The 15,223-nt window shown below is 59.9% G+C and carries 17 protein-coding genes; 8 read left to right on the top strand and 9 right to left on the bottom strand.

Features of this window, described 5'->3' with window-relative positions:
• Positions 1–6: 6 nt before the first annotated feature.
• The gene (locus PH605_RS19575; RefSeq protein WP_003521444.1) at positions 7–1,266 is read right to left on the bottom strand and encodes an N-acetylmuramoyl-L-alanine amidase; all 1,260 of its coding nucleotides are present in this window, start codon (positions 1,264–1,266) and stop codon (positions 7–9) included.
• A gap of 645 nt (positions 1,267–1,911) precedes the next feature.
• Here PH605_RS19575 and PH605_RS19570 point away from each other — a divergent pair.
• Positions 1,912–4,806, top strand: coding sequence for an Rne/Rng family ribonuclease (locus PH605_RS19570; protein WP_142845797.1), 2,895 nt, complete (start codon positions 1,912–1,914; stop codon positions 4,804–4,806).
• 146 nt (positions 4,807–4,952) lie between these two features.
• On the opposite strand, the gene PH605_RS19565 is transcribed toward PH605_RS19570, so the two are convergent.
• The 3 genes from PH605_RS19565 to PH605_RS19555 form a co-directional block, all read right to left on the bottom strand.
• The gene (locus PH605_RS19565) at positions 4,953–5,657 is read right to left on the bottom strand and encodes an SDR family oxidoreductase (protein ID WP_078053990.1); all 705 of its coding nucleotides are present in this window, start codon (positions 5,655–5,657) and stop codon (positions 4,953–4,955) included.
• 132 nt (positions 5,658–5,789) lie between these two features.
• Positions 5,790–6,149 carry an antibiotic biosynthesis monooxygenase family protein gene (locus PH605_RS19560; RefSeq protein WP_142845796.1) on the bottom strand — a complete coding sequence of 120 codons (360 nt, stop codon included), beginning with the start codon at positions 6,147–6,149 and terminating at the stop codon, positions 5,790–5,792.
• Positions 6,146–6,472, bottom strand: a complete 327-nt coding sequence (locus PH605_RS19555) for an NIPSNAP family protein (protein WP_142845795.1) — start codon at positions 6,470–6,472, stop codon at positions 6,146–6,148. The genes PH605_RS19560 and PH605_RS19555 overlap by 4 nt, the downstream gene beginning before the upstream one ends.
• 74 nt (positions 6,473–6,546) lie before the next feature.
• Between PH605_RS19555 and PH605_RS19550 the strand changes: the two genes are divergently transcribed.
• Entirely contained in the window at positions 6,547–7,230 is a 684-nt protein-coding gene (locus PH605_RS19550) for an ArsR/SmtB family transcription factor (protein ID WP_078053993.1), read from the top strand.
• Between the two features lie 37 nt (positions 7,231–7,267).
• On the opposite strand, the gene PH605_RS19545 is transcribed toward PH605_RS19550, so the two are convergent.
• Positions 7,268–8,425: a pyridoxal phosphate-dependent aminotransferase gene (locus PH605_RS19545; protein WP_003521454.1), complete on the bottom strand. Its 1,158-nt coding sequence runs from the start codon at positions 8,423–8,425 to the stop codon at positions 7,268–7,270.
• A gap of 173 nt (positions 8,426–8,598) precedes the next feature.
• On the opposite strand from PH605_RS19545, the gene PH605_RS19540 reads away from it, so the two are divergent.
• The 6 genes from PH605_RS19540 (at position 8,599) to PH605_RS19515 (ending at position 12,979) form a co-directional block, all read left to right on the top strand.
• Positions 8,599–9,366, top strand: a complete 768-nt coding sequence (locus PH605_RS19540) for a DsbA family protein (protein ID WP_142845794.1) — start codon at positions 8,599–8,601, stop codon at positions 9,364–9,366.
• Between the two features lie 125 nt (positions 9,367–9,491).
• Positions 9,492–9,929, top strand: coding sequence for a type II 3-dehydroquinate dehydratase (aroQ, locus tag PH605_RS19535; RefSeq protein WP_077982408.1), 438 nt, complete (start codon positions 9,492–9,494; stop codon positions 9,927–9,929).
• A 25-nt stretch (positions 9,930–9,954) separates the two neighbouring features.
• Positions 9,955–10,446 carry an acetyl-CoA carboxylase biotin carboxyl carrier protein gene (accB, locus tag PH605_RS19530; RefSeq protein ID WP_059752742.1) on the top strand — a complete coding sequence of 164 codons (492 nt, stop codon included), beginning with the start codon at positions 9,955–9,957 and terminating at the stop codon, positions 10,444–10,446.
• A gap of 12 nt (positions 10,447–10,458) precedes the next feature.
• Positions 10,459–11,805, top strand: a complete 1,347-nt coding sequence (gene accC, locus PH605_RS19525; protein WP_065653954.1) for an acetyl-CoA carboxylase biotin carboxylase subunit — start codon at positions 10,459–10,461, stop codon at positions 11,803–11,805.
• Positions 11,806–11,811: 6 nt separating this feature from the next.
• Positions 11,812–12,456 carry a leucyl/phenylalanyl-tRNA--protein transferase gene (aat, locus tag PH605_RS19520; RefSeq protein WP_142845793.1) on the top strand — a complete coding sequence of 215 codons (645 nt, stop codon included), beginning with the start codon at positions 11,812–11,814 and terminating at the stop codon, positions 12,454–12,456.
• Between the two features lie 79 nt (positions 12,457–12,535).
• Positions 12,536–12,979 (top strand): hypothetical protein, encoded by a 444-nt coding sequence (locus PH605_RS19515; RefSeq protein WP_237680942.1) that lies wholly within the window; start codon positions 12,536–12,538, stop codon positions 12,977–12,979.
• A 17-nt stretch (positions 12,980–12,996) separates the two neighbouring features.
• On the opposite strand, the gene PH605_RS19510 is transcribed toward PH605_RS19515, so the two are convergent.
• From PH605_RS19510 to PH605_RS19495, 4 genes are all read right to left on the bottom strand, one after another.
• Entirely contained in the window at positions 12,997–13,434 is a 438-nt protein-coding gene (locus PH605_RS19510; RefSeq protein ID WP_080856277.1) for a DUF2155 domain-containing protein, read from the bottom strand.
• A 132-nt stretch (positions 13,435–13,566) separates the two neighbouring features.
• A complete protein-coding gene (locus PH605_RS19505) occupies positions 13,567–13,965 on the bottom strand; it encodes an NADH:ubiquinone oxidoreductase subunit NDUFA12 (protein WP_003521463.1) in 399 nt (132 codons plus the stop codon).
• Positions 13,966–14,074: 109 nt separating this feature from the next.
• The gene (locus PH605_RS19500; protein ID WP_065653958.1) at positions 14,075–14,548 is read right to left on the bottom strand and encodes a GNAT family N-acetyltransferase; all 474 of its coding nucleotides are present in this window, start codon (positions 14,546–14,548) and stop codon (positions 14,075–14,077) included.
• Positions 14,545–15,042: a GNAT family N-acetyltransferase gene (locus PH605_RS19495; protein WP_065653959.1), complete on the bottom strand. Its 498-nt coding sequence runs from the start codon at positions 15,040–15,042 to the stop codon at positions 14,545–14,547. Before PH605_RS19495 ends, PH605_RS19500 begins: the two co-directional genes overlap by 4 nt.
• Positions 15,043–15,223 lie beyond the last annotated feature (181 nt).

The raw sequence follows: 15,223 nt of genomic DNA, 5'->3' as shown, positions 1-15,223 counted from the left end.
GCCCTCTCAGCCGCCATTTGCCATGGCCTTGGCGCGGTATCGCCCAACGGCGGTTGCCAGCGTATCGGCCACCTTCTTGCGCCATTCCCCATCGAGAAGCAGCTTTTCGTCTTCCGGATTGGAGAGGAAACCGAGTTCCAGCAGCACCGACGGCACATCGTGGGCGCGCAGCACCATGAAACCGGCGTAACGGTGCGGATTGTTGATGAGCCCCACCTGCCCCTCAAAGGAGGAGACGATGTTTTCAGCCAGCGTCACCGAAAAGGCCTGCGTTTCACGGCGGGTGAAATCAAGAAGAATATCGGCCACTTCCGGCGGCTCGCTGGAAGCAGCGACGCCCGCGATCTGGTCAGACTTGTTTTCGCGCTCCGCCAGTTCCTGCGCCTGCCGGTCCGATGCCCGGTCCGACAATGTATAGACGGTCGCTCCCCGAATGCCCTTTTGCTTCAACGTATCCGCATGAAGGGAAATAAAGAGGTTGGCATTGTTCTGGCGGGCGATGGTCACCCGTTCCGACAAGGCGAGAAACGTATCGGAATCACGCGTCAGGAAAGCCTTGATGCCTGGTTCGCGGTTCAGCCGCTCGGCAAGCTCCTTGGCGAAAGTCAGCGTGATAACCTTTTCCTCGGTGCCGGTGGTGCCGCCGGTGGCGCCCGCATCGATGCCGCCATGGCCGGCATCGACAGCGATGACGAATTCCGCTGGCCGCGACGTCTTGTCATCCGGCGTGATCGCGGCAGTCGTCACCGGGGCCGGCGCCTGCCACTGCTGATCCTTCACCAGTTCCGCGAACTTGCCCTTGGTGGTGATTTCCGTATCGAGCACGAAATGGAAAGATTGGCCGTTATCGGTCTTTTTGGTTTCGGCGACCGCCACCTGAACCGGCTTTTTCGCCGTCAGCACGATGCGGGCGCTGTTCTGCCCCATGCTGCCGAAACGGATATCCGAAAAAAGACCGGTCGGCTTCAGGTCGGATGCGGGAAAGCTGAAATTCACCGCCGGAAAGTCCACAACGATGCGGGCGGGCGAATCGAGATAGTGAACGTCGAATTCCGGCTCTTCGGCGAAGTCGAGAACGATGCGCGTGCGCGCCTCATCGCCGATGATCCGCGCCTGATGAACGACGAGCGGCTCCACGGCATGGGCTGCAGGCGCGGCGGAAACAGAGGCGACGACGGAAAATGCCAGAGCCGCCGCAAGCCGCGCGATTCGCGCGCCAAGCCGCCCTCTCCCACCGAATATCGCTGCGTTGCGCGTGAAATTCATGGTCTTCAAGAAATTCCGTATTTCAGTCATTTTCGATAAAGGGCGAGGAAAAACGCCGGCAACAGTGCCGTTTCGACCACGCCGTACGATAGTTTGCGCGTTTGCGCCCCACAATCGCAGGCCTTGGTGAACCAATTGTTAACCCGGAAATTCCACCAATAATATGGCATATTTAGCCAGCCTATTGCTATTATGACAGAGAAAACATACAACACGGATGAGGGTTAAAAGTGTTGACGGGATAGATGCCCGCCGGCTGCCAATCGAAAAAGACGCTGGCGCTGCAAATCGGGCAATCATCTGCCGTCGTTACATTTATCCTGAAACTCGATCAATTCCGGCCGTGGCCGGAGACCTACCCGGTGGCGCTGCCACCGCCGCTCTGAGGAGAGCAAATTCATCGGATCCCAAGGGGTCTATATATTATTGTCGTTCCGCCTGGCCAATGATGTCGCAGCAGTTTTCACATGAACCGGATACCAGGAGCAGGCCAAGCGCCTCGCCGTCGGTCCGGATGCTGCCAGTTTACAGACGCCCGGCAGGAGACTTCATTTCCGGCACATCCTTGCACTCATATGAAAGGCTCGTCCGTGTGGCGGGCCTGTTCTCGTATAAAACAAGGCTGCGCCGAGGAGCACAGCTTACATGGCAGACAAAATGCTTATCGACGCCTCCCACGAAGAGGAGACACGCGTAGTCGTTGTCCGTGGGAACCGGATCGAAGAATTCGATTTTGAATCGGAGCACAAGAAACAGATCCGCGGCAATATCTACCTTGCCAAGGTCACGCGGGTTGAACCCTCGCTTCAGGCGGCCTTCGTCGATTACGGTGGAAACCGCCACGGCTTTCTCGCTTTTGCGGAAATCCATCCGGACTATTACCAGATTCCGCTCGCCGACCGTCAGGCCCTCCTGAAAGCGGAAGCCGAGGATCATCGCCGCAGCGACGATTTCGAATCCGCTGACGCACCGGAGCCCGGCGCCCCCATGATCGACCTTTCGCAGGTGGATCAGCCGGATGTCGGCATTGTTTCCGCCAGCGAAACCACTGAAACGGTCGTCGTGGAAGAGACTGCGCCTGCCGCGGAAGAGGTTTCCGGAGAAGCGGCCGTCGAGGCCGTAGCCGAAGAAGCGCCCGCCGAGGAAGAAATGCCGAAAAAGCGCACCCGTCGCCCCCGCGCCAAGAAGAAGACGGCGGAAGAAGAAGCCGCAGCGGCCGAGGCCGCCGAAGCGTCTTCTGAAGACGATGGCAGCGCCGGCGGTGAAATGGCCGCCATGGTCGATACCGACACGATTTCCGAGGAAGTCGAGGGTCTTCGCCGCGGCAATGACGATGATGACGACGACGATGACGATCACCACGAAAAGGAAGTGATCGAATCCGTCGGCGCCGAAGACGCCATGGAAGAGGTTCCGGACCGCGTCGCCCGCAAGCCGCGCAAGCAGTATCGCATTCAGGAAGTCATCAAGCGCCGCCAGATTCTTCTGGTGCAGGTGGCCAAGGAAGAGCGCGGCAACAAGGGCGCGGCGCTGACCACTTACCTGTCGCTCGCCGGCCGTTATTCCGTTCTGATGCCGAATACGGCGCGTGGCGGCGGTATTTCCCGCAAGATCACACAGCCGGCCGACCGCAAGCGCCTGAAGGAAATCGCGCGCGATCTGGAAGTGCCGCAGGGCATGGGCGTTATTCTGCGCACCGCCGGCGCAAACCGCACCCGCGTCGAAATCAAGCGCGACTTCGAATATCTGATGCGCCTGTGGGAAAATGTCCGCACGCTGACGCTGAATTCCACCGCCCCCTGCCTCGTTTACGAGGAAGGCTCGCTCATCAAGCGTTCGATCCGCGATCTCTACAACAAGGATATCGGCGAGATCATCGTTTCGGGCGAAGACGGCTATCGTGAAGCCAAAGACTTCATGAAGATGCTGATGCCGAGCCACGCGAAGGTGGTTCAGCCTTACCGCGACATTCACCCGATCTTCTCGCGCTCCGGTATCGAAGCCCAGCTCGACCGGATGCTGCAGCCGCAGGTCACGCTGAAGTCGGGCGGTTACCTCATCATCAATCAGACGGAAGCGCTGGTTTCCATCGACGTCAACTCGGGCCGTTCGACCCGCGAGCACTCCATTGAGGAAACCGCGCTGACAACGAACCTCGAGGCGGCGGAAGAAGTGGCGCGCCAGCTGCGCCTGCGCGACCTTGCCGGTCTTGTCGTCATCGACTTCATCGACATGGAAGAAAAGCGCAACAACCGCGCTGTCGAGAAGAAGCTCAAGGATTGCCTGAAGAACGACCGCGCCCGCATCCAGGTCGGCCGCATCTCGCATTTCGGCCTGCTGGAAATGTCGCGCCAGCGCATCCGCGCTTCGGTGCTGGAATCGACCACGCAGGTCTGCCAGCATTGCGGCGGCACGGGCCATGTTCGCTCGGAATCCTCCATCGCGCTGCATGTGCTGCGCGGCGTCGAGGAATATCTGCTGCGCAACACCACCCACAACATCACGGTGCGCTGCACGCCGGAAACGGCGCTCTACCTGCTCAACCACAAGCGCGGCACGATCGTCGATTATGAAGGCCGCTTCGGCGTGTCGATCATCATCGCTGCTGACGCCGGCGTCGGTGCGCAGCATTTCGCCATCGATCGCGGTGAAGCCGTCGAAAATCCGGTGAAGATCGAAAGCCTCATCCAGATGCTGCCGAACTTCGTGGAAGAGGAAGACGATTTCGTCGCCGAGGTGGAAGAGGACGAAGACGAGGAAGAAATCGTCAAGGCGCAGACCGCCGAGCCACGCCAGCAGCAGCAGGGCGACAATGGCGAGGAAGGCAAGCGCAAGCGCAAGCGTCGCCGCCGCCGTCGCGGCAAGGGCGGTCAGGGCGAGCAGAACGGCGCGATTGACGCCCAGTCCGGCGATGCGGAAGGCGATGATGCCGAAGGTGACGACGATGGCGTCGAAACCGATGAAGCCGATACTGAAACCGAAAACGGTGCAGCGGAAGCGGTAACCTCCGAAGAGGACGGCAAGCGCAAGCGCCGCCGTCGCGGCAAGCGCGGCGGACGTCGCAACCGTGCGGAAGACGAGGCTCTCGATGCCGCCGGCTCGGAAGCCGAAGGTGAAAGCGAAGAGGCTTCCGCCGAAGCATCCGTAACCGAAGAGCCGACCGCCGCCGAGGTGGTGGAAGGTGCGGTTGCCGAGGTCGCGGAAGAGGACGTGCCGAAAAAGCCGCGCCGCACCCGCAAGGCGAAAGCCAAGACTGAAACCGAGGAAGCGCCGAAGACCGAAGCCGTTGAAACGGTGGAGCCGGTGATCGTTGAGGAAACCGTGGTGGACGTCGCCATTGAAGAAGCGGGTGAGGCTTCGGCCGATCTGGCTTCGGAAGCGGAAGCACCGGCCACGGAAGAAAAGGTCCGCGCGAACCGGGGCAGCAATGTCTCGAGCTCGGAGCCGGTAGTCACCTCTTCCGGTTCCTCCACCCCCGCTGATGGCGACGAGCCGAAGCCCCGCAAGGGCGGCTGGTGGCAGCGCAAGGGCTTCTTCTGAGAGAAGCCACATCCTGAATAAAAGACGCCCGCAACGATGTTGCGGGCGTTTTCTTTTGTCGGCGCAAAGAGCGGTTTTTTTGAGCCGCTGACATTTCCTCATTCCTGCGCTTGTCACGGGAATGAGGAGTGGGAAAGGCCAACCCGTCAAACAGACCGCGTCAGCCCGCCATCAACGCGGATATTCTGACCGGTAATATAACCGGCCCCATCAGAGGCAAGGAATGCCACGGTGGCGGCGATTTCCTCGCTCTTGCCGTAACGCTGCATCGGCACGCTCTCGCGGCGCTCCTCCGTCGCCGGCAGGCTGTCGATCCAGCCGGGCAGAACATTGTTCATGCGCACATTGTCGGCCGCATAGGTATCGGCGAAAATCTTGGTGTAGGAGGCAAGGCCGGCGCGGAACACGGCGGATGTCGGGAACATGCTGCTCGGTTCGAAAGCCCAGGCGGTCGAGATATTGACGATGGCGCCCGCCTTCTGTTTCACCATAACGGGGGCGACGATCCGCGTCGGGCGGATGACGTTCATGAGGTAGACATCGAGGCCGGTGTGCCATTGCTCATCGGTAATATCGAGAATGGAGGCGCGCGGGCCATGGCCGGCGCTGTTGACCAGCACATCGATGCGGCCGAATTTTTCGAGTGTCAGATCCGTGAGCCGCTGGAGATCGTCATTGGACTGGTTGGAGCCGGTAACGCCGATACCGCCCAGCTCCTGCGCCAGCGCCTCCCCCTTGCCGGACGAAGACAGGATCGCGAGTTTGTAGCCATCCGCGGCCAGACGTTTCGCCACGGCGGCCCCCATGCCGCTGCCGCCTGCCGTTACAATCGCTACTTTTTCTGCCGACATCGCTTTTCTCCTTGTCCTAACCTTAAGGGTGTCCCGCACCACATTGGCCTATCTATAACGGGTTTCAAAGGCGAGTTCGAACCAGAAAGCCTTGCAACGGCATGCAGAAAAACTGATGCTGGAAACATCAGCCTAAGCTGTTCCATCTGCCGGGTGGACTTTCCGGCTGTCGGCTGGCGCTTCCTCCCTCTCCTCCAGGCCATAGTTGCGGATCACCTGCGCGATACGCAGCCGATAATCGGAAAAAACACCGGAGCGGCCCAGCGACTGCGCGGCGCGATGCGGCATGGTGTTGCGCCACGCCCTCACCGCCTCCTCATCCCGGAAGAAGGACAGAGAGAGCATCTTGTCCGGATTGCCGATGCTTTGAAACCGCTCGACGGACAGGAAGCCGTCGATGGTTTCCAGCTCAGCCCGCAGGCCTGCCGCTATGTCGAGATAATGCTGCTTCTCGCCTTCAGCCGGCCGGACCTCGAAGATGACGGCAATCATTGTCCGCCTCCGGCGTGCGGAGCGGAGGCGAGACGCAGGAAAAGCCGGTCCTCGCGACGGATGAACTGTTCGCGGCGGGCGAATTCGTAATTTTCCCGCCCCGCAGGATCGGCGGCGAGCCGCGCCCTGTAGGCTTCGTAAGCGGAGAGATTTTCGATGTTGTAGACACCGTAAGCAATGGTGCTAGATCCCTCCTTCGGCGCGTAATAACCGATCAGATCGGCCCCGCAGCGCGGTATCGCCTCACCCAATGCGCGGGCATATCGTTCAAAGGCGTCGACCTTGAAAGGATCGATCTCGTAGCGGATGAAACAGGTCAGCATCGTTTGTCTCCTCGTGGTTTGCCTCTCCTTTCTACGCCATTGCCTTGCATCAATGCTTCGGCTACCATCGAAGCATGAAAGACGGACCCCTGATCGCCAATGTCGCCGCGCTGATCGGCGACCCCGCCCGCGCCAACATCCTGACGGCGCTGATGGACGGACGCGCGCTGACCGCAAGCGAGCTTGCCGAAGCCGCTGGCGTGACCCTGCAGACCGCCAGCGGGCATCTGTCGAAGCTCTCCGAGGCGCAACTCCTGAAAGCGGAAAAACAGGGACGTCACCGCTATTTCCGTCTTTCCGACGAGGATGTGGCGCATGTTCTGGAAGCGTTGATGGGTCTTGCCCAGCGCACGGGCGCAGTCCGCGTTCGCACGGGACCGAAGGACAAGGCGCTGCGGGAAGCGCGCATCTGCTACGATCATCTGGCCGGGGAAAGCGGCGTGGCGCTGCTTGCCGCCATCACCGCAAAAGGGCTCGTGACGTTAGGTGACGATCCTGCCCTAACCGAGAACGGACGCGACTTCTTCTCAAGCTTCGGCATCGACCTTTCGTCACTCGAAAAGGCCCGTCGCCCGGTCTGCCTGCATTGCCTGGACTGGAGCGAACGTCGCCATCACCTCGGCGGCGGGCTTGGCGCGTCGCTTCTCGAAGCCATGCAGCAGCGCGACTGGCTGCGGCGCGGAAACGGCCGTGTGCTGACCTTCACTGCGAAGGGCGAGAAGGCGTTCAACAGCACCTTCGGCTGCACGCCCGCCTGATCTCCCTTACCTGATTTCCCCGAACGGATGATCCCGGCTATTTCAGCCAGCCGGCAATACGTCCAACGGCCTCGGCGATATCCGACACGGAACCCGCATAGGAAATGCGCAGCGCCCTGTGGCCTTCCTCGGGATCGAAATCCATGCCGGGCGTCGCCGCCACATCGATTTCCGCCAGCATGCGCTTGGCAAAATCCATGCTGTCATTGGAAAAACGGCTGGTATCGACATAGGCGTAAAAAGCGCCATCCATAGGGGATGCCAGCGGCAGGCCGATCTCCGGCAGGCGCGCCATCAGGAAATCGCGGTTGGTGCGATAGCTTTCCCGGTAGACATCCAACTCCTCCGCCGCCGAAAAGGCTGCGGTCGCCGCAAGCTGCGACAGTTCGGGCGCGGAAATATAAAGGCTCTGGGCCAGACACTCGACTGGGCGGACCAGATTTTCGGGCAGCACCATCCAGCCGATGCGCCAGCCGGTCATGCAATAATATTTGGAGAAGGAGTTGATGATCACGGCATTGTCGGTGATTTCAAGCGCACTCGTCTCTTCGCCGACAAAGGTAAGGCCGTGATAAATCTCGTCGGAAATGAAAGCCATGTCGCGGCTTTCGCAGTAGCTCGCAAGCCGCTTCAGCGCCTCACGGCCGGTAACGGTGCCGGTCGGATTGGCCGGGCTTGCCAGAAGCACGCCCTTCAGCTTGCAGCCGGCCTTTGTCTCCGCCCGCTCCAGACTTGCCGGCGTCAGCGTATAGCCGGTTTCGGCGGTGACCGGCACTTCCACGACATTGAGTCCGAGAGCCTTCAGAATATTGCGATAGGCCGGATAGCCGGGCCTTGCGATGGCGACATAATCGCCCGCATCGAAAAGGCTGAGGAAAGCGAGATTGAAGGCTGCGGATGAACCCGTGGTCACGGCGATGCGGGCCGGATCGATGGCGACCTGGTGGCGCAGCCGGTAATGGCCGGCAATCGCCTCCCGCAGCTCGCGCAGACCCAGCGCATCCGTGTAACCGATCCGCCCATGCTTCAGCGCCGCCTCAGCCGCCGCAAGGGAGGCTTTCGGCGCAGGATGCGAGGGCTGGCCGACCGCCATGGAAATGACGGGGCGGCCCGCCTGCCTGCGCCGATTCGCTTCCGCCAGAATATCCATGGCGTGAAAGGGTTCGACTGCGCTCCGCTTCGACATCGTAATCAAGGGCATGCTCTTTCCTGAACCGTATTTCAGAGACTTGCCGCAGAATCACAATCTTCACAATCATGCGATCATAATGCGGACAAGTATTTTTGCCGTATGGCATTTGGCTTAAAGTAAGGTAATTGCCTTCATAAGATTTCAAGAGGCTTCGGCCGCACAGAATGAGGACCGATATGGCGCATTTTCTCCGTTCCACCCTTCTCGCCAGCGTGACGGCCCTTTCGACGGTATTCGCCTCCCTGCCCGCCCATGCGCTCGACGAGCAGCAGAAGAAGGAAATGGGCGAGTTCATCAAGCAATATCTGATCGAGAACCCGGAAATCATGCTTGAGGTTCAGGATGCGCTTGAGCGCAAGCAATATGCGGCGCGCAACGCCAAGGCGGCGGAAGCCGTCGCCGACAACAAAAAGGTGATCTTCGAATCGAAATTCGATCTGGCGCTCGGCAACCCGGATGGCGACGTCACGCTGGTCGAGTTCTTCGACTACAATTGCGGTTATTGCAAACGCGCCATGGGCGACATGGACAACATTCTGAAGAGCGACAAGAAGGTGCGCGTCGTCCTCAAGGAATTCCCGATCCTCGGACCGGAATCGGTTGCGGCCCACCGTGTCTCCAATGCCGTGAAGCTGCTGGCGCCGGCCAAGTACCCCGAATTCCAGCGCACGCTGCTCGGCGGTCGCGGACGGGCGAATGAGGACAGCGCCATGGAAGTCGCGACCTCGCTCGGCCTCAAGGAAGCCGACATCCGCAAATCGATGGCGGAAAACCCCAATGACGAGCAGGTGCAGGAGACTTACAAGCTGGCAACCAGCCTCGGCATCACCGGAACGCCGTCCTATATCGTCGGCGACGAGGCGGTTTTCGGTGCGGTCGGCGCTGACCCGCTGAAGGAAAAAATCGCCAATATGCGCAGCTGTGGAAAAGCCACCTGCTCCTGATTGCCAAAAAAGCCACTGCATTCCCTGTGAGATGCCTGCCAAGCGGCCGGTTTAGGGCTTGCGGGGGCTTTTCCTTGACGGCTGCGCAGTCTATAGGTGTCGCTGATTTTCTTATGGAAACGTGAATGAGCAACATCATCATCGTCATCAACGGCCCCAATCTCAATATGCTGGGAAAAAGGGAACCGGGTATCTATGGTGGCAAGACGCTGAAGGACATCGAGAATGATTGCCTTCAAGCCGGTGCCGATCTCGGTTTCGCAGTGGAATTCCGCCAGTCCAACCACGAAGGCGTGCTGGTGGACTGGTTGCAGGAGGCGGGCGAGCGGGCGGCGGGCGTCGTCATCAATCCCGGCGCCTACAGCCACACATCCATCGCGTTGCATGACGCCATTCGCGCGATTTCCACGCCCGTCGTGGAAGTGCACATTTCCAACATCCACGCCCGCGAAGAGTTCCGTCACAAATCGATGGTATCACCCGCGGCAAAGGGCATGGTCTGCGGTTTCGGACCATATGGATACATCATGGCGCTTCACGCGCTGAAAAACATCACGGCATAAAAAGAAACAAAGAATAGGGTTTGTCATGTCTGAAAAGAAACAGGGTATCGACAAGGAACTGATCCGCGAACTCGCGAATATCCTCAACGATACCGACCTTTCGGAAATCGAAGTGGAGCAGGACGACCTGCGCATCCGCGTTTCCCGCGCCGCTCCCGCCGCCACGGTCTATGCCGCAGCGCCTGCTGCTTATGCGCCCGCACCGGCAGCAGCCCCCGTTGCTGCACCGGCCGCAGCCGCGCCGGCCGCCCCTGCGGCCTCCGCAGCGCCTGCCCGTAACCCGGCCAACACGGTGTCCTCGCCCATGGTCGGCACGGTCTATCTTTCGCCTGCCCCGGGCGCACGTCCCTTCATCGAAGTGGGTGCAACCGTCAAGGAAGGCCAGACCATCCTCATCGTCGAAGCCATGAAGACCATGAACCAGATCCCGGCTCCCAAGTCCGGCAAGGTCGTGGAAATCGTCGTCAACGACGCTCAGCCCGTGGAGTATGGCGAAGCCCTCGTGGTCATCGAATAAAGGCGGTTCAGCATGGTTTCGAAGATCCTCATAGCCAATCGCGGCGAGATTGCGCTGCGCGTCCTGCGCGCCGCCAAGGAACTTGGCATTCCGACGGTGGCCGTGCATTCAACGGCCGACGCGGATGCCATGCATGTGCGCCTTGCCGACGAAAGCGTGTGCATCGGCCCGCCGCCCTCGCGTGACAGCTACCTCAACATCCACCAGATCGTTGCGGCCTGCGAAATCACCGGTGCGGACGCCGTTCACCCCGGCTACGGCTTCCTGTCGGAAAATGCCAAGTTCGCAGACATTCTCGACGCGCACGGCATCACCTTCATCGGGCCGACCGCCGAACATATCCGCATCATGGGCGACAAGATCACCGCCAAGCAGACGGCGCAGGAACTCGGCATTCCCGTGGTTCCCGGTTCCGATGGCGAAGTGAAGCCTGAAAACGCGCTCGAAATCGCCCGGACGATTGGCTTCCCGGTCCTCATCAAGGCGACGGCGGGCGGCGGTGGTCGCGGTATGAAGGTGGCGAAGACCGAAGCCGATCTGGAAGAGGCCGTTGCGACGGCCCGCTCCGAAGCGGCAGCAGCCTTCGGCAACGACGCCGTGTACATGGAAAAGTACCTCGGCAAACCGCGCCATATCGAAGTGCAGGTTTTCGGCGATGGCGAAGGCAATGCCGTTCACCTCGGCGAACGCGATTGCTCGTTGCAGCGCCGTCACCAGAAGGTTCTGGAAGAAGCCAATTCGCCGGCTCTGACCGTCGAACAGCGCATGAAGATCGGCGAGATTTGCGCGAGCGCCATGCGCAAACTGAAATATCGCGGCGCCGGCACCATCGAGTTCCTTTATGAAAACGGCGAGTTCTATTTCATCGAAATGAACACCCGTCTGCAGGTGGAGCATCCGGTGACGGAAGCCATCACCGGCATGGATCTCGTGCAGGAACAGATCCGGGTCGCTTCCGGTCAGGGCCTGTCGGTCACGCAGGACGATATCGAATTCCATGGCCATGCCATCGAATGCCGTATCAATGCCGAGGACCCGCGCACCTTCGTTCCCTCACCGGGCACGCTGACCTATTTCCATACGCCGGGCGGTCTTGGCGTGCGCGTCGATTCGGGCGCCTATCAGGGCTACAAAATCCCGCCCTATTACGACAGCATGATCGGCAAACTGATCGTTCACGGCCGCGACCGTGACGAATGCATTCGCCGTCTGCGTCGGGCGCTCGACGAATTCGTCGTTGATGGCATCAAGACCACGCTGCCGCTTTTCCAGGATCTCCTTCAGAACGAGGATATCCTGAAGGGCGATTACGACATTCACTGGCTGGAGAAATATCTGGCCGGTGACGCGTCTCACTAAGACGATATGGTTGGGCGGCGCAGTAGAAATAATGGCATAACGGTCGATATCCTGCTGCGCGCCTATTCCGCCGGCCTGTTCCCAATGGCCGATTCGGCTGACGATCCCGAGCTTTTCTGGGTCGAGCCGGAAATTCGGGGAATCATCCCGCTCAATGGTTTTCACGTTTCCAAAAGCCTCGCCAAGGCGATGCGCAGGAAGCCGTTCGAGATTCGCTTCAACACCGCCTTCGAAGCGGTGATGGCCGGATGTGCGGCGGAAGCGCCGGACAGGCCAAGCACCTGGATCAATGCCACCATCCGCAGGCTCTATACCGAATTGCACCAGATCGGCCACGCCCATAGCGTCGAGGCGTGGGAGGGCGAGGAGCTCGTCGGCGGGCTCTACGGCGTCTCGCTGGGCGCCGCCTTCTTCGGCGAGAGCATGTTTTCCCGCCGCACCAATGCATCGAAGATTTGCCTCGTGCATCTGGTCGAGCGTTTGCGGCAGCAGGGGTTTACGCTGCTCGACACGCAATTTACGACCGAACATCTGAAGACATTTGGGGCAATCGATATCCCAAAGTCGGGATATGCCACGATACTTGAAGCGGCTGTCGACAGGCCGGACGTACCCTTCGAAAAATTGTCTGCGCAAGAAAATCTACGCTGAAAACAACCTGAAATTTTGCTTGCAACCCTCGAAAACATGACCTATCCGATCATGATATATGGTTTGCCGGGGGATGGCCATGCGCTGGATTGCGGCCTTGTTATTGATGTGGACGCCGGCGGCGAATGTCACCGCTGCCGAACAGCGCCCGAACCCGCAGGCCGCCTGGCGAAGCGAAATTTCCCGAGCCTTGACGGGCGTAACCGGCCGCCCGGAATTCAAGGTCGTGCGGACGAACAAGAAGCAGGTACTCCTTGTTACTTTCCGCGTTGACCCGGCGGGAAAGATGCAGGCTATTCAGGTCAAAAACATAAGGGATAGTACCTATCAGACAAGAACGGCCGTGAAGAGGGCATTTTCCGAAATCAGGTTCCCCTCACCGCCCGCCGGCGATCAGCCCAACAAGTTCACCGTTCCGATTGTGATCGAGCCTGAACTGACACGGGAGGAAATGATCGAACAACTGGAAAGCAAAAGCAAAGCCCTGGCCGATTTGGCCGAGAAGCTCAGACGCCAGAAATAGGCGCGGTCGTGGGTTAATTACTTGCTTGCCGTTGAAGGAGCGGGAACTTCCGAGTCCTGCTTGCAGCCCGTCAGCCACACGTCGTAGATGGGGTGTTCCACGGCGTTGAGGCCGGGGCTGTCGGCGAACATCCAGCCCGTGAAAATCCGCTTGATCTTGCGGTCGAGGGTGATTTCATCCACCTCGATGAAGGCATCGATCTTCTGCGCTTCCGTCTGGTCGCGGGAATAGCAGACTTTCGGCGTCACCTGAAGCGCGCCGAACTGCACGGTCTCATCGATATAGACATCGAAGGAAGTGATGCGGCCGGTGATCTTGTCGATGCCGGAAAACACCGCCACACGGTTTTCAAGACGAGCAGCATAAACGGGCGAAATGAGGATGACAGCAGAGACCGCTGCAAACAGCGAGACTGTCAGCGCACGCAAAGAACGATCCCGCGTGAATTTCCTCATACGATATGTCTCCAAATATTTGCCTGTGTCGAACCGCCGACCGGATCAACGCCTAAGGGCGGAATGTGGCAAAAACCGGTGAGGCCGGATGCAAGCGCGGCGTTTTGCACAACACCGCGCATCGCAAGATGCTTAGTTGCCGGGGGTCCAGGCGTCGTAGTCGCCGGTCACGCGCGGGCGCTCGCCAGCCACGGCCAACGACCCCTGCGGGCGATAGGCCTTGGAGGAACCGGTGAGGTTCGGCTGATGCGGCTTCTGCCAGTCGCGGGCAACGTAGCTTTCCTGGCTCGGCGGCACGTCGGTGCGGTAATGCATCCAGCCATGCCAGCCGGGCGGAATGGCCGACGCTTCGGCATAACCATTGTAGATGACCCAGCGGCGCGGCATGCCCCAGGAAGTGGTGCCGCCTTCGTAATAGGTGTTGCCCAACTCGTCCTGTCCTACCTTCTTGCCGAAACGCCAGGTATGAAACCGCGTTCCGATCGTCTGGCCGTTCCACCAGGTGAAGATTTGCGTCAGGAGAGTCTTCATTCTACGTTCCTCGGGCTTGAATGCGCCGCAGCGATTTTCCGTGCACGGCACAAGACATGCTTATGCCGCCCCTCACGGCAATTGTCCAGCATTTCGAGATATATCCGCGCTATTTCAGCTTCATCCTGAAGCCTAAATGCCGCTTCTCGAAACCCAGCCGCTCATAGAAGCGGTGAGCGTCCAGCCGGGCCATGTTGGACGTCAGCTGCGCGGCGTTCAGGCCCTGCCGGCGGGCTTCTTCCAGGCAATGATTGATCATCACCGCACCGATGCCGCGGCCGCGCATGTCGGCACGCGTCTGCACCGCCTCGATCACCATGGACTTTGCCCCTCGCCCGACGAGCTTGGTCAGGATCGCCGTCTGGAAGGTGCCGACCACCTCGCCATCCAGTTCCGCCACATAGAGCGTTTCGCTCGGCGACGCTTCGATGGCGCGGAAAGCGGCGAGATAATCCGGCTGTGCCGATTCTTCCGCCGTATCCCCGTGGCCGCCGATCTCGTCGGCGGCAAAAATGGCGGCGAGTGCCGGAAGATCGTCTTCGCGCGCCGTGCGGATGATCAGTTGTTGAAGTGTCTCATTCATCGGGTCAGGCTCTTTTCCATAACGACGCCGGGCAGACCCTCGATGCCCGCCATGCGCTCGATTCGGTCGACCTCGACAAATCCGACGCCTTCATAAAAGGCGATTGCGACAGTATTTTTAGGCTCGACTTCCAGCCGCATGATTTCGGCATCCGGAAAACAGGTTTCCAGTTCGGCGAAGAGATCGCGGCCGACGCCCTGCCGCTGAAGGTCAGGCGCGACATAGAGCTGGTGCAGCAGGGCCGTCTTCGCCATCTTGGTGGACATGGAGCCATAGGCCATGCCGCCAATCCGCTTGCCGTCGTCAGCCACCAGAAACTCGCCGCCCTTTTTCTCGATGCGGTCCTTCATGGCCTGCGGCGAATGCCATGCGAGGATCAACTGGTTGACCTTGTCCACGCCATAGATCGCATCATAGGTCGCGTGCCACGTCGTGGCGAGCAGGGTGCGCACCGGCTCGATGTCACGCAGGCTTGCCGTGCGGATGAAGAACATGATTTGGCTCCGTCTTGAAACAGAAATGCCGGGCGTTGATCCCGGCAGAAGTGATGTCAGTCCCTCGTGACGTCATCCTCGGGCCTGTCCCACTGCTGTCCGGTTTAAATTTGGTGGACATGGCGCACGGTGTTGATTCTACTCGTATTCGAGCGTTTGGCGACGATCTCGGACACGAAAG

Source organism: Agrobacterium sp. CFBP 3001 (genome assembly GCF_027871605.1).
Classification (GTDB): domain Bacteria; phylum Pseudomonadota; class Alphaproteobacteria; order Rhizobiales; family Rhizobiaceae; genus Agrobacterium; species Agrobacterium leguminum.
This window is presented reverse-complemented; position numbering and strand designations above follow the sequence as displayed.